The organism is Bradyrhizobium sp. dw_78 (assembly GCF_018449525.1).
In the GTDB taxonomy this organism is placed as follows: domain Bacteria; phylum Pseudomonadota; class Alphaproteobacteria; order Rhizobiales; family Xanthobacteraceae; genus Bradyrhizobium.
Map to the genome: position 1 here is coordinate 1 of NZ_JAAVUS010000016.1, position 18,288 is coordinate 18,288.

19 protein-coding genes and 1 pseudogene are annotated in these 18,288 nt (G+C 62.9%); 13 read left to right on the forward strand and 7 right to left on the reverse strand.

The genetic code is table 11. The annotated features are described in order from the left end of the window. From HB630_RS27525 to HB630_RS27535, 3 genes and pseudogenes are all read left to right on the forward strand, one after another. Nucleotides 1–1,031: pseudogene (locus tag HB630_RS27525) on the forward strand (hypothetical protein); the annotation flags it as partial. A gap of 80 nt (nt 1,032–1,111) precedes the next feature. Beyond that, nucleotides 1,112–1,525 carry a DUF5413 family protein gene (locus HB630_RS27530; protein ID WP_213775876.1) on the forward strand — a complete coding sequence of 138 codons (414 nt, stop codon included), beginning with the start codon at nt 1,112–1,114 and terminating at the stop codon, nt 1,523–1,525. 67 nt (nt 1,526–1,592) lie between these two features. After that, a complete protein-coding gene (locus HB630_RS27535) occupies nt 1,593–2,165 on the forward strand; it encodes a DUF4112 domain-containing protein (RefSeq protein WP_213775877.1) in 573 nt (190 codons plus the stop codon). A gap of 93 nt (nt 2,166–2,258) precedes the next feature. Here the strand turns inward: HB630_RS27535 and HB630_RS27540 are convergent, their stop codons facing one another. From HB630_RS27540 to HB630_RS27565, 6 genes are all read right to left on the reverse strand, one after another. Next, a complete protein-coding gene (locus HB630_RS27540; protein ID WP_213775878.1) occupies nt 2,259–2,546 on the reverse strand; it encodes a hypothetical protein in 288 nt (95 codons plus the stop codon). Nucleotides 2,547–2,764: 218 nt separating this feature from the next. Further along, nucleotides 2,765–2,929: a DUF3309 family protein gene (locus HB630_RS27545; protein WP_213775879.1), complete on the reverse strand. Its 165-nt coding sequence runs from the start codon at nt 2,927–2,929 to the stop codon at nt 2,765–2,767. Between the two features lie 103 nt (nt 2,930–3,032). Further along, nucleotides 3,033–3,446, reverse strand: coding sequence for a peptide-methionine (R)-S-oxide reductase MsrB (gene msrB / locus HB630_RS27550; RefSeq protein ID WP_213775880.1), 414 nt, complete (start codon nt 3,444–3,446; stop codon nt 3,033–3,035). 19 nt (nt 3,447–3,465) lie between these two features. Beyond that, nucleotides 3,466–4,182 (reverse strand): peptide-methionine (S)-S-oxide reductase MsrA, encoded by a 717-nt coding sequence (msrA, locus tag HB630_RS27555; RefSeq protein WP_213775910.1) that lies wholly within the window; start codon nt 4,180–4,182, stop codon nt 3,466–3,468. A gap of 562 nt (nt 4,183–4,744) precedes the next feature. Beyond that, nucleotides 4,745–5,854 (reverse strand): ATP-dependent RecD-like DNA helicase, encoded by a 1,110-nt coding sequence (locus HB630_RS27560; RefSeq protein ID WP_213775881.1) that lies wholly within the window; start codon nt 5,852–5,854, stop codon nt 4,745–4,747. A gap of 167 nt (nt 5,855–6,021) precedes the next feature. Then, nucleotides 6,022–6,966 (reverse strand): ABC transporter substrate-binding protein, encoded by a 945-nt coding sequence (locus HB630_RS27565; RefSeq protein WP_249781084.1) that lies wholly within the window; start codon nt 6,964–6,966, stop codon nt 6,022–6,024. A gap of 126 nt (nt 6,967–7,092) precedes the next feature. On the opposite strand from HB630_RS27565, the gene HB630_RS27570 reads away from it, so the two are divergent. From HB630_RS27570 to HB630_RS27600, 7 genes are all read left to right on the forward strand, one after another. Continuing rightward, nucleotides 7,093–7,323 (forward strand): hypothetical protein, encoded by a 231-nt coding sequence (locus tag HB630_RS27570; protein ID WP_213775882.1) that lies wholly within the window; start codon nt 7,093–7,095, stop codon nt 7,321–7,323. A gap of 169 nt (nt 7,324–7,492) precedes the next feature. Beyond that, a complete protein-coding gene (locus HB630_RS27575; protein WP_213775883.1) occupies nt 7,493–8,596 on the forward strand; it encodes an ABC transporter substrate-binding protein in 1,104 nt (367 codons plus the stop codon). Beyond that, the gene (locus HB630_RS27580) at nt 8,571–9,614 is read left to right on the forward strand and encodes an ABC transporter permease subunit (protein WP_213775884.1); all 1,044 of its coding nucleotides are present in this window, start codon (nt 8,571–8,573) and stop codon (nt 9,612–9,614) included. The genes HB630_RS27575 and HB630_RS27580 overlap by 26 nt, the downstream gene beginning before the upstream one ends. Beyond that, nucleotides 9,608–10,405, forward strand: coding sequence for an ABC transporter ATP-binding protein (locus HB630_RS27585; protein ID WP_213775885.1), 798 nt, complete (start codon nt 9,608–9,610; stop codon nt 10,403–10,405). The genes HB630_RS27580 and HB630_RS27585 overlap by 7 nt, the downstream gene beginning before the upstream one ends. A 35-nt stretch (nt 10,406–10,440) precedes the next feature. Next, the gene (locus HB630_RS27590) at nt 10,441–11,607 is read left to right on the forward strand and encodes an acyl-CoA dehydrogenase family protein (RefSeq protein ID WP_213775886.1); all 1,167 of its coding nucleotides are present in this window, start codon (nt 10,441–10,443) and stop codon (nt 11,605–11,607) included. A 30-nt stretch (nt 11,608–11,637) separates the two neighbouring features. After that, entirely contained in the window at nt 11,638–12,738 is a 1,101-nt protein-coding gene (locus HB630_RS27595) for an LLM class flavin-dependent oxidoreductase (RefSeq protein WP_213775887.1), read from the forward strand. After that, nucleotides 12,735–13,676 (forward strand): ABC transporter substrate-binding protein, encoded by a 942-nt coding sequence (locus tag HB630_RS27600; RefSeq protein ID WP_213775888.1) that lies wholly within the window; start codon nt 12,735–12,737, stop codon nt 13,674–13,676. The genes HB630_RS27595 and HB630_RS27600 overlap by 4 nt, the downstream gene beginning before the upstream one ends. Before the next feature lie 124 nt (nt 13,677–13,800). On the opposite strand, the gene HB630_RS27605 is transcribed toward HB630_RS27600, so the two are convergent. Beyond that, entirely contained in the window at nt 13,801–14,826 is a 1,026-nt protein-coding gene (locus HB630_RS27605) for an aldo/keto reductase (RefSeq protein ID WP_213775889.1), read from the reverse strand. Nucleotides 14,827–15,311: 485 nt separating this feature from the next. On the opposite strand from HB630_RS27605, the gene HB630_RS27610 reads away from it, so the two are divergent. From HB630_RS27610 to HB630_RS27620, 3 genes are all read left to right on the forward strand, one after another. Further along, the gene (locus tag HB630_RS27610) at nt 15,312–16,787 is read left to right on the forward strand and encodes a putative sulfate exporter family transporter (protein WP_249781083.1); all 1,476 of its coding nucleotides are present in this window, start codon (nt 15,312–15,314) and stop codon (nt 16,785–16,787) included. 21 nt (nt 16,788–16,808) lie between these two features. Further along, complete coding sequence (locus tag HB630_RS27615) at nt 16,809–16,964, forward strand: hypothetical protein (RefSeq protein WP_213775890.1); 156 nt, start codon at nt 16,809–16,811, stop codon at nt 16,962–16,964. 335 nt (nt 16,965–17,299) lie between these two features. Continuing rightward, nucleotides 17,300–18,250, forward strand: a complete 951-nt coding sequence (locus tag HB630_RS27620; RefSeq protein WP_213775891.1) for a sulfonate ABC transporter substrate-binding protein — start codon at nt 17,300–17,302, stop codon at nt 18,248–18,250. The last annotated feature ends 38 nt before the right edge of the window (nt 18,251–18,288 follow it).

An 18,288-nucleotide genomic window follows, 5' to 3' on the forward strand; every position in this document is an offset into this window, starting at 1 on the left:
GCTTCCGCGATATCGCCGCCGACGCCGACGATCTCGGACGCGCCGCCGCCCAGGCCAACCGCGCGGCGCGGAAGACCTATGCCAACGTGCCCTCGCCATCGCCGGAATTCGACCGGCTGGAGCCGAACCTGGAAAACCGCGGCGCCGATCCGGACGCGCCCTATTCCTATGATGAATCGATCGAGGAAGCCGAGCGCTATGCGCCGTCGGCGGCCCCCTCGCGGCCGCGCCTGCCGCCGGACAGGAATCGCGACAAGAAGCGTGTCCGCACCGGTCCGGTGTTTCCGTTCAAGAGCGCGATCGTTGTCGGCATCGTGCTGATTCTGGTGGGTGTCGGCATCCTCTGGGGCAAGCCGGTGCTGAACGCCGTGAGCGGACTGTTGAGGTCGTCCCAGGTTGCCGAGGCGCCGAAGGATTCCTCCACGCCGCTGTCGAAACCGAAGATTCCGGATCGCGTCGGCCAGCCGCCGTCGAGCGACGAGGTCGCGCCGGTGGCGCAGCGCGTGGTGCTCTACGACGAAGATCCGTCCGATCCCAAGGGCAAGCAATATGTCGGCACGGTGGTCTGGCGCACCGAACAGGTGAAGGCCGGCAACGGTCAGCCCGCCGATATCGCGGTGCGCGCCGACATCGACATCCCCGACCGCAAGTTCAAGATGACGATGTCGTTCCGCCGCAACACCGATACCTCGCTGCCGGCCAGCCATACTGCGGAGCTGACCTTCATCCTGCCGCCCGATTTCGACGGCGGCGGCGTCAGCAACGTGCCGGGCATTCTGATGAAGTCGAACGAGCAGGCGCGCGGCACGCCCCTGGCCGGCCTCGCCGTCAAGGTCACCGACGGCTTCTTCCTGGTCGGGCTGTCCAACGTCGATTCCGACCGCGCCCGCAACATCCAGCTTCTGAAGGAACGTTCGTGGTTCGACGTGCCGCTGGTTTATGTCAACCAGCGCCGCGCCATCATCGCCATCGAAAAGGGTTCACCCGGCGAGCGCGCCTTCAATGACGCCTTCGCCGCGTGGGGCGAGTAGAGGGCCGCCGTGCCGCCTTTGCAGAGCGCCTCCGGCAGATTGAGCGGCGGTTAGGAGCGAAATAGGCCTGGAGGCGGAGCATGAAGCGGTATCTGATTTTTGCAGTGCTGGGGCCGTTTTTCGGCGGGTTCTTTCTGCTGCTGGCGACCACGGTGATGTCCGGCTACTGGGATCAGCCGAGCTGGTCCGCCGTCAGCAAGCTGTTCGCGGTCTTTCTCAAGACGCTGCAATACAGCTATTTGTTCGGTATCCTGCCGGTTCTGATGATCGCGGCGGTGGACGATATTTTCTTCCATGTCAGAAAAATCGCGCCCGTGATCCGGATGCTGATCGTTGGCGCCATTGCTTTCGTCGCGGCGGAGTTTCTCTACGGCTCCAGGGGGTCCGACAGCGGTGCCGCGCAATTTATCCTCTATGGTCTGGTCGGCTTCGTCCCGGCGACGGTGTGCTCATGGTTGTCGCATGAGGTGATCGACGAACTGGCGTCCGCGTAAGACCCGGCAATTGCGGAGGGCCGCGCCGCATAGGCAACTTGCGCCGGTCCTGCGCGTTACCCATCTGATGGCCATGCCAAACGATCTTTATCCCCGAAAACCTGCCTATTCCGGAAGCGCCGGTTCCCGGACTGGGGGCGGCTCGGCTTTTCGCGGCACGGCGTTTCGTCACGCCGAGGCGCAAGGCCCTGTCATCGACCAGGATGGCCGGGAGATCCCCCGGGAAGCGCTGGGCGCAGGGTTTCGCGGTTTCCGCTTCGACTTCGGCCATTCCAGCGCCAATCCGTTCGGCAACCTCACCCGCGAGCAGCGGCTGGCCCGGCTCGATGCGCTGGCGAAGCTATTGGACGTCGCCTTCGTCCTGCCCGGCACCAATATCCGTTACGGCATCGACGGCGTGGTCCGCCTGATTCCGGTGGTCGGCGACCTCATCGCGTCGGCGTTTTCGCTGTGGCTGGTGCGCGAGGCCCGTGCGCTCGGCGCGCCCTGGCACATCACGGCGCGGATGCTCGCCAATGTCGCGCTGGAAGGCGTGGTCGGGATGGTGCCGGTCGCGGGCGATGCGTTCGACGTCTTGTTCCGCGCCAATATCCGCAACATGCGGATGTTGCGGCATTGGATGGACCGGCAACCGCGCTGACGAACACATAAGGCTTGACGGGATAGTTCAAACAGGAACGCGCCCCCTCTTCCGAATGGAAGAGGGGGCGCGTTTTGATTCTGCGGAGCGGGATTACGCCGCGTCGGCGTCGGCTTTGTCGCCGGCAGGCGCAGCCGCGCGAGGACGGCGTGGCAGCGGGAAGGCTTCGCTTTCGTAAAGCGAGCGGATGCCGCTTTGGTCGAAGCGGGCTTCGTCAACCTGCAGATAGGCGCCGTTCAGCGAATCCGCCGGCAATTCCTCGATCGCGAAGCGTACCGCTTCGGCCGCGGTGCCAAATCGCCGATACGCAAAGCCGGCCCGTTTCTTCTTGCGGATCGCGGCGGGAAACAGTTCGGCGGCGGTGTTGTAGCTGAAAGCCATGCTCAAGGACCCTTATGTTCTCGTGGGAGCGCGGCCGAGGCCGCGTACGATTCGTGCGGGGACCGCCAACCGGGCCGGCGCCGACACACTTCATTCCAGGACAGCCTCTAATATAAGCTCGTTTGACAGAAATGCGACTCTTGGCGCGCCAGATGATGAATCTGGCCCGGATCGGGTTCCCGTTATAGTAAATCCTTATATTTCAAATAGTTATAGCATCAAAACATACCCAGCAGCAGGAGCACGATCAATACCACCAGGACCACCCCGCCGAGGCCCATCCCGGAATGGCCCATGCCGTAGCCGTAGCCGCCGAACCGGCCGCTCAGGCCGCCCAGCAGATAGATGATGACGATGATGATGAGTATCGTTCCGAGAGACATCGTGCATTCCCCAACAAGCCGCCGGCGGACGCGTTTCCGCCGGCTCAACCTGCCGAGCAAATCATATGCCGATGTCCGGTTCCAGCGACCGGGCCGGTGCGGTCTATTTGGGTTGCAATTTCAGCGCCGCCGAATTGATGCAATAGCGCAAACCGGTCGGGCCGGGGCCGTCGTCGAACACATGGCCGAGATGGCCATTGCATTTTGAGCACAGCACTTCGGTCCGGATCATGCCGTGGCTGAAGTCGCGCTCTTCGTCGACCTGGCTTACGGCCGAGGGCGCCGTGAAGCTCGGCCAGCCGCAGCCGGAATCGAACTTCGCATCCGATTCGAACAGCGTCTGACCGCAGCCGGCGCAGGTATAGGTGCCCGGCCGGTGCTCATGCTCATATTCGCCGGAGAACGGCCGTTCGGTCGCCTTCTCGCGCAGCACCGCATATTGCATCGGCGTCAGCTCTTTGCGCCACTCCGTCTCGCTCTTTACGACCTTGCCGGCCGTGGTCTTGGTGTCGGACATGAAACCTCCTAGCTAGCCGTCAATCGGTGGCCTTGGCGTCGCCCACCAGCGTCGGCTTCTCGATATAGTTTTCCGCGAAAATCTTCTTCAGGTTCTCGACCTTCGGGATGTCATTATAGGCAATATAGGGTTGGTTGGGGTGCAGCGTCAGGTAATCCTGATGATAGGCCTCCGCCGGATAGAACCCCTCGAGCGGTCCCACCTTGGTCACGATCGGCTTCCTGTACGCCTTGGCGGCGTTGAGCTGGGCGATATAGGCGTCGGTCACCTTCTTCTGTTCGTCCGAGGTGGTGAAGATCGCCGAGCGATATTGCGTGCCGCTGTCCGGGCCCTGCCGGTTGAGCTCGGTCGGATCGTGTACCACCGAGAAGAAGATCTGCAGCAGCTTGCCGTAGCTGATCTTGGCCGGATCGTATTTGACCCGAACCGACTCGGCATGGCCGGTGGTGCCGGTGCTGACGGTCTCGTAATTGGCGGTCGCCTTGCCGCCGCCGGCATAGCCGGACACCGCGCTGACGACGCCGGCGGTGTGCTGGAACACACCCTGCACGCCCCAGAAGCAGCCGCCCGACAGAACCACCGTCTGGATACCGCCGGACGATGGAGCGTCGATCGCGGGCGCGGGAATGATCACGGCGTCCTCGGCGGCGCGCGAGGGCGTCGCGAACGCGGCGATCGCCAGCGCGCCCATAGCGGCGGCGCAGAGCGACAGTCGGTTGAAGGAACGGCGGGGCATATCACGGAACATGGTTTCCTCCGGGGTCAGCGGATTGGGAGACAGCTTAAAGCGGGAGTTGCGGTTCGCAACGGCCAATATAGCGTTTTCGAGCGAAGTGGCTTCCGGTTCGCGTTAAAAAACGCGTCAAAACAAGAGAGTAGAACCTCGGTTCTGATTCCATCAGAACCGAAAAGGCTCTAGCCCGCCCGACGCCCTCAAGATACGCGGCGAGACCGGTTTTGTTACAGCCCGGCAGACACGGCTCCGTGAGTCTCCTCCCGCCACGCAAGCCGTCGTTCCGCGTTCGCGCTGATGCTCGCCCCGCGTCGAACCTCTTAATTGGTGGGCATGGCGCGAGAGGCGCCTTTACCCACCCGCGCTGGCTACTATCACTGTCATTCCGGGATGGTCCGTAGGACCAGACCCGGAATCTCGAGATTCCGGGTTCGCATCTTCGATGCGCCCCGGAATGACGGTCGTGTTTAATGGTGGTTACGATTCTGTTTTGCAGGAAGCGATTAGTTCCTCATGGTGAAGAGACGCTAGCGGCTCCTCAATGAAGAGGTCCGAAGGTACCGATCTACACCACCACGCTCAACCGCTTCGCGGCGCGGGTGATGCCGGTGTAAAGCCACCTGGCGCGGCTGTCCTGAAACGCAAAGCTTTCGTCGAACAGCACGACGTCGTCCCATTGCGAGCCCTGCGATTTATGCACGGTCAGCACATAGCCGTAATCGAATTCGTCATAGGGCTTGCGCTGTTCCCACGGGATCGTCTCGATGGCGCCGCCGAAACAATCGCCGCGCACCGAGACTTTCGTCACCTTGTGACCGAAATCCTCGTCCGGCATCAGCCGCATGGTGATGATCTTGGATTTCGACTGCGCGCGTGCCTTGACCCGCCACAACCCGCCATTGAACAGGCCCTTCTTGCGGTTGTTGCGCAGGCAGACCAGCTTGTCGCCGGCGACCGGCAGCGGATCCTCGATGTTCTGTTTCTGCCGCACCCGCATGTTATAGGCGCGCCTTGTGTTATTGCGCCCGACCAGAACCTGGTCGGCACTCATCACCCGCTCCGGATCGAGCTCGGCGCGCGACACCACCTCGCTTTCGCCGTAGCGGCCGATCTCGAGTTCGCGGCCGTCACGGATATCCATCGACATCCGCACGATCGGATCGTCCTGCGCCTGGCGATGCACTTCGGTCAGCATCGCGTCGGGCTCGCCATTGGTGAAGAAGCCGGCGCCCTGGATCGGCGGCAGCTGAGCGGGATCGCCGAGCACCAGCAGCGGGCAGTCGAACGACATCAGGTCGCGGCCGAGTTCGGCGTCCACCATCGAGCATTCGTCGATCACGATCAGTTTCGCTTTTGACGCCGGCGCATCGTCCCACAATTCAAAGCTCGGCTGTTCGACGCCGGATTCGCGGGCGCGGTAGATCAGCGAGTGGATGGTCGAGGCGTTGTCACAGCCCTTGTTGCGCATCACCAGCGCGGCCTTGCCGGTAAAGGCCGCGAATTTCACCTCGCCGTCGACGCCATCGGCGATATGGCGCGCCAGCGTGGTCTTGCCGGTTCCGGCATAGCCGAACAGCCGAAACACCGGCGGCGTGCTGTTCCGGCCGGGCTTGGCCTTGAGCCAGTCGGCAACGGCCTTCAGCGCGGAATCCTGATGCGGCGTAAAATGGGTCATGAGGTTCCGGCGGAGCATGAAACGGGCCGCGTATGCAGCCCGCGACTCATGACGGCAAAACTAACCGTTCGCACGCTCCATGCAAGCATGCGTACACTGCGCGGAATGGCTCCGCGGAGCCCAAGTGAACCCCAAGCCGACCGGGCAACTGATCCTGATCTTACCCGTCAGTTGGATCCGGCCGAGGCCGCCGTAAAACGGCGATCGACCGCTGTTTCCACGTCCAGCGTTGTGGGCAGGATGCCGTACCGCGTGGCGCGGTCGGAAGCCTGCTGAATTTCCGTGACGAGGTTTGTATCGATCACGATCGGGCTGGTCCGCTGCGCGGTATAGGCGCTGAGCAGCACGTCTTCGGGCAACTGGGTGAGGGCCGCCGTGGCTTTGGCGTATTCGCCCAAATGATCCAGCGACCACAGCCGCGCCTTGTTCAGCCGCCGCACCAGATCCTGCACGGCGGCGCGCTTGGTCGCGATGGCCTGATCCGACGCGACAAAGAATGTGATGGTGGGTGTCAGGCCTTCGCCGTCCGCGACGATGCGCGCGTTGTCCTTCAGCGTGGCGTAGGAAACATAGGGTTCCCAGATCGCCCAGCCGTCGATCGAACCGGCGAGAAGCGCGATCTTCGCATCGACCGGGCCGAGTGGCGCGAAGGTCGCATCGTCGATCCTGTCGCCCGCCTTTTCCAGCGTGGCGTCGATCAGGAACTGGCCCCAGCCGCCGCGTGTTCCGGCCAGGCGCTTGCCCTTGAGATCGGCGATGCTCTTGATCGGAGAATCCTTGCGCACCAGGATCGCCTGCGTGCGGGCGTCGGAGCGGGTGCCGCCGATCGCCTTGATCGGCGCGCCTGCGGCATAGACGGTCAGGAAGGCGAGATCGCCGGTGTAGCCGACATCGAGGGCGCCTGCATTGAGCGCTTCGAGAATCGGCGCCGCCGCGGGAAATTCGGACCATTCGATTTTGTAGGGAAGATCGTTGGCAAGACCCGCGATCTCGAGCAGGGAACGATTGCCGCCTTTCTGGTCGCCGACGCGAAGCGTGACGACATCCGCCGCCGCTGCGGACGCTATCAACACGAAGCTCACCAAGGCTGCGCTCAATGCGCCGCCGATCATCATCCGCAGGCATCCATGTGATTTGGTTTCAGGCTTGATCGTCTGCATGCGCGTAACCCCTCCGATGGCGTCTCAACCCGATCTTTCGTCGATGTTGCAAGCCTACGGCCGGAAGGGATGCAGTCAATGAAATGGCCGACTGAATATTTGACGCCCCAGGCAATGATCGCCTCGCAGCCGATGCTGGTAAAGAAAGTTATGGTGCCGTGCGGATATGGTGCGCGCCGGATATTCGAAATTGCGCCAGCGGCGTCACTTCAGATTCCGCCAGTGAAGCAAACCGTTTCATCGCGCAGAGAGATCATCGTGGAGATAATCTCTCCATTCGCTTTTACATTCAAAATTCCATTTCATTGACGATTGGAATGCTGCCGCGCATCATTCGCGCCGATTTCAACGGAATGCGAGCAGAAGAAGCTCGCCGGAATTCAATCATATTCACTGACCGCTAGCGCGAAAGCCGCCGGCGCGGCGCTGTTGCGTTGCGCTGATGGAATTTCATGTCGCGTCACAACAGGAGAACGAGATGCCGAAAGACGTCAAGCAGGACAAGGCGTTGCTGAATCGCCGCGCATTGTTGCAGGCGGGCGCCGCTGCGGCGCTCGCGGCGCCGATCGGCGTGTTCAGCGCACAGGCCTTTCCGTACCGCCCGATTGCGCCGGCGATCGACTTCTCGGAGTTTCCGATCTGCAAGACATCGTCCGACGCGCCGCCGCTCACGGGTACGCCGCGAAAACTCAGCCTGTCCTGGAACGCCGGCGCCGTCTGCCTTACACCGCTGCCGGTTGCGATCGATTACGGTTTCTTCCGCAAGCAGAATCTCGATGTCGAGCTGGTCAATTACAGCGGATCGACCGACCAGCTTCTGGAAGCCATCGCCACCGGCAAGACCGATGCGGGCCTCGGCATGGCGCTGCGCTGGCTGAAGCCGCTCGAACAAGGGTTTGACGTCAAGATCGCCGCCGGCACCCACGGCGGTTGTCTGCGGGTTTTGTCTCACGTGAATTCGGGCGTCGACAAGCTTGCCGATCTCAAGGGAAAGACGGTTGCGGTTGGTGATCTCACGAGCCCTGAAAAGAATTTCTTTTCGATCCAGCTCGCCAAGCAGGGCATCGATCCCAACACCGATGTCGATTGGCGCGCCTATCCCGGCAATCTCTTGCAACTCGCCGTCCAGAAGGGCGAAGTGCAGGCGTTCCTGGCGTCCGATCCGATCGCCTATCTCTGGCTGAAGGATAAGGACTACAAGGAAGTCGCCTCCAATCTGGACGGTGAATACAGAGACAAGACCTGCTGCATCGTCGGGCTGCGCGGCAGCCTGGTGCGCGACGAGCCGCAGGTTGCCCGTGCGCTTACGCAAGCGCTGCTCGACGCCGCCATGTTTACCTCGCAGAATCCGGAAAAGGCCGCCGCATCGTTCCAGCCTTATGCGCCAAAGACCGCCACACCGGAGGATCTGCAGGCGATGGTCAGGTATCATACCCACCATCATCATCCCGTCGGCGACGCGCTGAAGCAGGAACTGAAGGCCTATGCGGACGATCTGAAGCTGGTGTCCGTTTTCAAGCCGGGTATCGACACGACAAAATTTGCGGAGCGGATTTATGTCGACGTATTCCGAGACGTCTAGGGCCGCCGTGCTGGCGCAAACCGCGGAGGAGGGCGCCGCGCTTGAGGCGCGCCCGCTGTCGCTGCCTTCCTCGTTCCTGGTCAACGGACCGGCCGTATTCGCAAGCCTGGCGTGGGCCGGTTTCGGACTGTCGTGCCTGTGGTGGGAAGACCTCGGCGACTGGTCGCGAACGCACGAACTGGCGATCACTGCCTTTGTCGTCGCCGTCGGCATTCTTGCGACAACGTTGGGCGGAAGCCGGCTCGGGCGTTTCGCGGCGGGGCTGCGCGCCCGCGCGCCGTGGTTATTGGCGCTCGGGCTGTTCCTGACGCTGTGGGAGGTTGCGACCGCCAAATTCGCATGGCTGCCGCTGCCGTTTTTTCCGCCGCCGCAGGCTATCGTCGAAGTCTATACCGATGACCTTCCCAAACTCCTCGCCAGCGCCTTCGCCTCGGTGAAACTTCAACTGGTCGGATACGCGATCGGCGCTGCGGCCGGCTTCATCACCGGCGTATCGATCGGATGGTCGCGCAGTGTCGGCTATTGGGTACATCCGATCCTGCGCTTCATCGGTCCGTTGCCGGCGACGGCGTGGCTGCCGATCGCCTTCTTCTGTTTTCCGTCGAGCTGGAGCGCAAGCACATTCCTGATCGCGCTGGCGACCGCGTTTCCGGTCACGGTGCTGACCTGGTCCGGCGTCGCCAGCGTCAGCAGCGCCTATTACGACGTGGCGCGGACGCTCGGGGCCAAGCCGTCGTTCCTGGTGCTGAAGGTCGCGATTCCGGCGGCGTTGCCGCATGTGTTCGTCGGCCTGTTCATGGGCCTCGGCTCGTCCTTTGCCGTCCTGGTCGTCGCCGAAATGATCGGCGTCAAGGCCGGGCTCGGCTGGTATCTGCAATGGGCCCAGGGCTGGGCGGCCTATGCGAACATGTATGCGGCGCTGATCGTGATGTCGCTGTTGTGCTCCGGCGCGATCACGCTTCTGTTCAGGACGCGCGACCGGCTACTGGTCTGGCAGAAGGGCGTCGTCAAATGGTAGCGCTCGCCATCGCCGAACGCGATCGGCCGGGCGCGGCCGGGGCGTCGCTGGATGTCAAGGGCGTCAGCCACGCCTTCGACATCGATGGAGCCGTGCTGCCGGTGCTGGAAGATGTCAGCTTCAAGATCGCGCCGGGCGAATTCGTCGCGCTGCTCGGCCCGTCCGGCTGCGGAAAATCGACCTTGCTGCGTCTGGTCGCAGGGCTTGAAGCGCCGCGCTCGGGAAGTTTGCGCGAGGACGGCGATGTCATCACCGGGCCGTTTCCCTCGCGGGTGGTGGTGTTTCAGGATCCGACGCTGTTTCCATGGCGCACCGTCTGGCACAATGTCGCGCTCGGGCTCGAAGCCCAGGGCATCCTGAAAAGCCAGCGTCATCGCGTCGATGCCGCGATCGACCTGGTCGGGCTTTCGGCGTTCCGCAACGCCTATCCGCATCAGCTTTCGGGCGGCATGGCGCAGCGGGTGGCGCTGGCGCGGGCGCTCGTCAACGATCCCAGGATATTGGTGCTCGATGAACCGCTCGGTAAGCTCGATTCGCTGACCCGCATCACCATGCAGGCGGAAATCTCCGCGCTGTGGCAGCGTAGCGGGTTCACCACGCTGCTCGTCACCCATGATGTCGAGGAAGCCGTGTTCCTGGCCAACCGCGTCATCGTGTTCAGCGAGCGGCCCGCGCGCATCAAGGCCGATATCGCGGTCGATCGCCCGTTTCCGCGGCACCGCGGCGATCCGGCACTGGCGGAATTGCGGCGGCACATTCTGGGCCTGCTTGGACTGGACGCGACCTGGTGAGTTCGCGGGACAATTCGGCCCGCAAGGAGCCTCCGATGGATGCCAGCCTTGGAATTTTTCCTGGAATTTTTCCCGGAATTTTCGACAAGGCGAACCGGCTGGCGGCGGAATTTGCCGAGCGGGCGGCGCTGCATGACCGCGACGCCAGCTTTCCGTTCGAGAATTTCGACCGACTGTCCGAAGCGGGATTGCTGGCGCTGACGGTGCCGGCGGCGCTGGGCGGGTCCGGCGCCGGGGCGCGCGATACGGCGCGAGTGCTCAACATTCTCGGGAAGGCCGATCCGTCAACCGCCCTGGTGCTGTCGATGCATTACATCCAGCATCTGGTGATGGCGAGGAGCAGCCGCTGGCCGGGCCGTCTCGCGCGCAGGCTGGCGCGGGAGACCGTCGCAGGCGTGGCCATGATCAACGTCCTCCGGGTCGAGCCGGATTTGGGCTCGCCGGCGCGCGGCGGCTTGCCGGCGACGATCGCGCGAAGAACCGATCAAGGATGGCGGCTCAGCGGCCGCAAGATCTACTCGACCGGCGCGCCGATCCTGAAATGGTACGCGGTGTGGGCCAGAACCGATGAAGCGGAGATTCGCATCGGCCTGTTCCTGGTGCCCGCGGGATTGCCGGGGACACGCATCGTCGAGACCTGGGACCATCTCGGCCTGCGCGCCAGCGGCAGCCACGACATCGTGTTCGATGACGTCGTGTTTCCGCTCGATCACGAGATCGATGTCCGGAAGCCGGACGACTGGCGGGTGCCGGATTTTACCCAGGCGACGGTTCACGCCATCTTCGTCGCCTCGATTTACGACGGCGTCGCGCAGGCCGCGCGCGACTGGCTGGTCGGCTTTCTAAAAACCCGCGTGCCCTCCAATCTCGGGGCGCCGCTGGCGACTCTGCCGCGCGCGCAGGAAATCCTCGGCGGCATCGAGGCGCGGCTTGCGGTCAATGCGCGCCTGATCGACAGTTTTGCCGGCGATTTCGACGACGGCATTTTGTTGAGCGCGTCCGAATCCAACATCGTCAAGCTGACGGTGACCGACAACGCGGTCGCGATTGTCGAGGACGCGCTGTCGCTCGCCGGCAATCACGGGCTGACGCGCGCCAATCCGCTGGAGCGGCATTATCGCGACGTGCTGTGCGGCCGGGTTCATACACCGCAGGACGACGCGACGCGGGTGAATGCGGGGCGTCTGGCGCTCGGCGTCTGATCATATGTTGAAACCAGCAGGGAGTTTGCAATGTCGGTGGAATTCATCGGATTCATCACCAACAACAATTCATCCGAGACGATCGTCCGCAACGGTCCGGTGCTCGACCGGCATCACATCGAGACCGTGGCGAAAGCCCATGAAAACGCCGGCTTCGACCGCGCCTTGCTGGCGTTTCATTCGACCTCGCCGGACGGATTGCAGATCGGCCAGCATGTGCTCGGCATCACCGACCGGCTCAATGTCCTGATCGCGCAGCGGCCGGGTTTTACCGCGCCGACCCTGCTGGCGCGCCAGCTCGCCACCGTCGACCAGTTGTCCGGCGGCCGGGTCGCGCTGCATGTCATCACCGGCGGCAATGCCACCGAGCTGCAGCAGGACGGTAACACCATCGACGACAAGGACGAGCGTTACGCCCGCACCGACGAATTTCTGGATGTGGTGCGCGCCGAATGGAGCGGCGAGAGGCCGTTTTCCTATGACGGCAAATATTACAAGGTTCAGAACGGGTTTTCGCAGATCAAGCCGTACCGCAGCGAGGGCATCCCGATCTTCGTCGGCGGCGCTTCCGACGCCGCGATCGAGGTGGCCGGCAAGCATGCCGATACGTTTGCGCTGTGGGGCGAGTCCTATGCGCAGGTGCGCGATGTGACGTCGCGGGTTCGCGCCGCGGCCGCCAGGCACGGCCGCGCCGCACCCCGTTTCAGCCTGTCGGTCCGGCCTATTCTGGCCGACACCGAGGAAAAGGCGTGGGCCAAGGCCGGCTCGATTCTGCAGCGCGCCACCGCCTTGCAGGACCAGACCGGCTACCGCAAGCCCGCCGACGGCCACGCCACCGCAGGCGCGCGCCGGCTGCTCGCGCTGGCCGAGCAGGGCACCCGGATCGACAAGCGGCTCTGGACCCAGATCGCCGAACTGACCGGCGCCAACAGCAATACCACGGCGCTGGTCGGGACCCCGGAGCAGGTCGCCGAGGTGTTCGGCGACTATTACGATCTCGGCATCAGCCATTTCCTGATCCGCGGCTTCGATCCGCTGATCGACGCCATCGAATATGGCCGCGAATTGATTCCGCTGACGCGCAAGCTGATCGCCGGGCGCGACGCCACCAGGGGAGTCGCGGCCGAATGATGCGCAATCTCCTTATCGCGGGCCTGTTGCTGGGCGCGATTGCATCAGTGAGCGCCCAGACTGTGTTGCGCGTCGGCGACCAGAAAGGAAACTCGCAGGCCGTGATGGAAGCGGCCGGCGTCCTGAAGGATGTGCCGTACACGATCGAGTGGAAGGAGTTTCCGGCGGCGGCTCCGCTTCTGGAAGCGCTCGGCGCCGGAGCGATCGACACCGGGCTGGTCGGCGATGCGCCCTTCACGTTTGCCGTGGCCGCCAACGTTCCCGTGAAAGCCATTGGCGCCATCCGCCAGAGCGGCGACGGCCTGGCGATCCTGGTGCCGCGTGATTCCAAAATTCAAAGTTTTGAGGATTTGAAGGGCAGGAAGATCGCGACCGGCCGCGGCTCGATCGGGCATCAGCTCATTCTGGCGGCGCTTGAATCCCGGGGATGGTCGACAGGCGATGTCCAGATCGTGTTTCTGGCCCCGTCCGACGCCAAGATCGCCTACACCCAGGGCTCGGTCGACGCATGGTCGACATGGGAGCCCTATGTCAGTCAGGAAGAGGTGTTGTTTCAATCGCGGCGGGTGATCACATCAGAAGGCCTGACGCCCGGATTGAGCTTTCAGGTCGCCTCGGTCGATGCCATCAAGAATAAGCGTCCGCGGCTTGAGGATTTTCTTCGCCGTCTCACGGCCGCCCGCGCCTGGTCGCTGAACCATGTCGGGGCCTATGCCGAGACCTGGGGCAGGCTGATGAGCATTCCGCCTTCGGTGCCGCTGAATTGGCTGAGCCGGGCCAGGATCCATGTCGCCCCGATCGACGACGGCGTCGTTGCCGGCGAGCAGAAGACGATCGATCTGTATTTTCGATCGGGCCTGGTCAAGCAGCAGCTCAACGCCGCCGATGTCGTCGACCGCTCATTTGCCGCCGCCATCGAAAAAGGTGCGGGGCCTTAGAGTATGATTCAACGGAGTTGAATCATACTCGTCGTAAATCTTCTTATGTGAGCATGATCTCCGCGCAAACGCGTTCCGCGTTTGTCGCGACGGAAAACCGGTTCCCACTTTTCCGGATCATGCTCTAAACCGCCGGTGGATTGCGGTCGATAAAGGTCGCGCGCTGATGCCAGTAGGGATAGGGCAGCGTCACCTTGCTGGCTTCGTCCAGTCTGGCGATCTGGTCCTTGGTCAATGACCATCCGACCGCGCCGAGGTTTTCGCGCAGCTGCGTCTCGTTACGCGCCCCGATGACCAGGGTGGCGACGGTCGGCCGCTGCAGTAGCCAGTTCAGCGCAATCTGCGAAACGCTCTTGCCGGTTTCGTTGGCGACCTCGTCGATCGCGTCCACGACGCGGTAGACATGCTCGTCCGGCACCGGCGGACCCATATCGGCGGTTTGTGGCAGGCGGCTGACCTCGGGCCGTGGCTGGTTGCGCCTGATCTTGCCGGTGAGACGCCCCCAGCCGAGCGGCGACCATACGACCGCGCCGAGCCCCTGGTCGAGGCCGAGCGGCATCAGTTCCCACTCATAGTCGCGTCCGATCAGCGAATAATAGGTCTGGTTGGCGACGTAGCGCGGAAAGCCGTATTTGTCGGCGACGGCGAGCGACTTCATGAGGTGCCAGCCGGAAAAATTCGAGACCCCGACATAGCGGATCTTGCCGGCGCGCACGAGCGTATCGAGCGTCGCGAGCACTTCTTCGGGCGGCGTGAACGCATCGAAGCCGTGAAGCTGGAACAGGTCGATATAATCGGTGCCGAGCCGGCTGAGCGAGCCGTCGATGGCCGCGAGCAGATGCTGACGCGACGAACCGAGGTCGTTCGGTCCATCGCCGAAACGGAATGTCGCCTTGGTCGAGATCAGCACCTTGTCGCGGCGGCCCTTGATGGCCTGGCCGAGGACGCGCTCGGATTCGCCGACGGAGTAGACATCCGCGCTGTCGAACATCGACACCCCGGCATCGAGGCAGATGTCGACCAGCCGCCGCGCTTCGGTCGCATCGGTACTGCCCCATGCGGCCAGGCGGCCGACGCCGCCGAAGGTGCCCGTTCCAAAGCTCAGCGCGGGTACGGTCAATCCTGACATCCCCAGGCGTCGGTATTCCATCTGTGTTCTCCTCGCATCAATCTGGTTTTGCGTCGTCCGGCGCCGCGCGATCGTAACCCAATGGCAGGCTGGCGCAATCGCGCTGGCAAGGAGGCCAGGTGAAGTCAACGTGACTTGACACTCGTTCGCGATGGCCACGCGATCATGTGGGCGCGCAGCGCTTTGACAGCCGGAATTGCGGATCGAGTCAGCGGAAACGCCGTCCCTTTCCAGAAGCGGCGTGCCGATCATCGAGGGCGTCTCGCGCGTAGCATCAAGATCACCTTTTTGCGCCGCAACGAAGGGCCGATCCATGCTGCTCCACCGACAAGAAAAGATTCGTTCTCCTTCTCCTAAGTTTGCGAGAAGGTCGTTGTCGTCCGGCAGCCAACAAAGAAATTCTGTGAGATTGCCGCTGGTGTCGCTTCGCCGTCATATTGAGTAGGGCGGGAGGCGATCGGGCGTGGAATCCCGATACCTTGCAGCATTGAGCCGGGGGAAGTCGGATGTCGGATATCGCAGTTGATAAAGTGTCGGAGCCGATCGCGCTGAAAGCGCGGTTGAACGAGGACTGGCTGGCGCTGGTGATCGGCCTTCTGGTTTTCGCAGCATCGCTGTTCAGCATCGCCGGAACGGATCTGTTGGGCTGGGCGGTGACGACATCGGTCTATACCGATGTGACAAAGGCGCTGGTGCCATTCGCAAAGACCTATGCCTCGCTCGGCGGAGGCGGCGCGCTGATTGCGACCTATGTCGCCCTGCTGGTGGTGTTGAGCGCCGGCGTCGCGACGCTCGGCGCCGATGTCAGGAAATTCGCGATCGCCTTTACCGCCGTCTTCGTGCTCGCTTATGCAAGCTGGATTCTTGGCAGCTACGCTTATATCGCCGCGGTCACGCCCGCCGAGCAACAGAAATTCGGCATCGCCTGGTCGCTTAAACTGACCAACGAAGGCGGCTTCGTCGTCGCGCTTCTGGTCGGGCTCATCATCGCCAATTTCTTGCCACGGCTCGCGACCTGGCTCAGGGAAGCGATCCGGCCCGAACTCTACATCAAGATCGCCATCGTCATCCTCGGCGCCACGGTCGCGGTGACGGCGGCAGGCCGGCTCAATCTGGCGTCGTCACTGCTGTTGCGCGGCGCGGCGGCGATCGTCGAGGCCTATCTGATCTATTGGTCGGTGATCTATTACATCTCGCGCAAATGGTTCGGCTTCAGCCGGGAATGGTCGGTGCCGCTGGCGTCGGGCATTTCGGTCTGCGGCGTCGCGGCGGCGATCGCGACCGGCGGGGCGATCCGCGCACGGCCCGCGGTGCCGGTGCTGGTGTCGTCGCTGGTGGTGGTCTTTGCCGTCGTCGAAGTCCTGATCCTGCCGTTCCTGGCGCAGACTTTCCTCTGGCGGGAGCCGCTGGTTGCCGGCGCCTGGGTCGGTCTTGCCATCAAGACCGATGGCGCAGCCGTCGCCGGCGGCGGCATCACGGAGTCGCTGATCATGGCCAAGGCAGCGGCGGAGGGCATCCGCTATCAGCCGGGCTGGATTCTCGCGACCACCACGACGGTCAAGATCTTCATCGACATCTTCATCGGGATATGGGCCTTCATCCTCGGCTATATCTGGACCAACCATATCGACAAGGGGCCGGATCGCGCCAAGCCGTCGGAAATCTGGCAGCGGTTTCCGAAATTCATTCTCGGCTTCCTCTTCGTCTTCGCGGTGTCGCTGTGGCTCGCGGTGGGTTCGACGCCGGAGATCGCGAAAGCGCTTCCCGTAGCGGCGGGCGAGGCCAATATCTTCCGCGTCATCTTCTTCATCCTGACCTTCTTTTCGATCGGTGTGCTCTCGGATTTCCGCAAGCTGTGGCAGCAGGGTTTTGGCAAGCTCGCGGCGGTTTATTTCGTCAGCCTGTTCGGGTTTGTGATCTGGGTAGGGTTGCTGATCTCCTGGCTGTTCTTCAGCGGCGTCAAGCCGCCGCTCGCAAGCTGATCGTTTGAAGAGGAAACTCCCATGTCGCAACCAGACCTCAAGAACGAACTTGCCACCGCCCCCGTGGAACCCTTGCTGCCGGTCGAGAAGAAACTGATCGGCTGGAGTCTCGGAATTGGAATCGTATTGTTGGTGGTGCTGATCACCGTCAATCATTTTGTTCCCATCCAGCTTTGACGCGACCTCTGGCGCGGTAGAAGCTGGCGCGCTCGATCCGATGGCGGTCGGATCGAGCGCATTTGTGCATGTCGACAGGGATTTGTCGCTGCCGCCTCGATCTCGCGCATTCAGGTTCCGCAGCCCCATTTATGATTAAGGGATTTGCGGGGGCTAGGCGCCCGAGAAAAATGCCCTGCAATCCATCGTCATTCGGCAACAAATGCTTCGCCGCAGAAGCGTTGAGGAGTGCTGCCATTGCTATTTTTGCAGGGCACTCGACACCCTCGAAGGGCACCACCATCATCCCACAATCGCGTGCATGCGTGACGCCGCGGCATTCTCGGGAGATTGTGATGCGACGCCGGCAATTTCTGCAACTTTCGCTTGGAACCGTGGCCGCTGCTGCGCTGGTCCGGCGGGCCTATGCGCGGGATAGCGTCAAGGAAATCCGCATCGGCTATCAGAAGAACGGCGTGCTGGTGATCGCGCGGCAGCAAGCCACGCTCGAGAAGCAGTTTGCGCCGCAGGGCATCAATGTGAAGTGGGTCGATTTTTCGTCCGGTCCGCCGATGCTCGAGGCCATGAATGTCGGCAGCATCGATTACGGTGCGGTCGGCGATTCGCCGCCGGTATTCGCGCAGTCGGCAGGCGCCAACCTTGTCTACGCCGCAGGCCAGCCGATCACCAACGGGCAGGGTATCCTGGTTCCGAACAATTCCCAGATACGCACCATTGCCGATCTGAAGGGCAAGCGCGTCGGTTTCACCAAGGGCTCCAGTGCCCATAACGTCGTCGTGCAGACGCTGGAGAAGGCAGGTCTCACCTATGCGGATATCACGCCGGTCTATCTGACGCCGCCGGACGCAGGACCGGCTTTCGCCAGTGGCAGCATCGATGCCTGGGCGATCTGGGATCCGTATTTCGCGATCGGCGAGATCAAGCAGAACGGCCGGATTCTCGTCAACGCGTCCGACATCACCAAGACCAACTCGTTCTATATCGCCAACCGCGATTTCGCCCGCGACCACGGCGCGATCCTACGTGAGATCATCGACGTGACGACGGCGACCGGGAAGTGGGCCGAGGCGCACCGCGACGAAGTGGCGAAATCATTGAGCGCCGTCACCGGCATTCCGCTCGACATCCAGGCGGTCGCCGCCAACCGTTCGTCCTTCGCCGTCGGCCCCGTCACCGACGATATCATCGCGACCCAGCAGGGCGTCGCCGACCGCTTCTACAAGCTCGGGTTGATTCCGAGGCCGATCGTGGTGCGTGATGCGGTCTGGAAGCCGGTACAGACCTGAACAGCCTGTCTTTCTTTTCCGAAGGAATGAGGATCGTA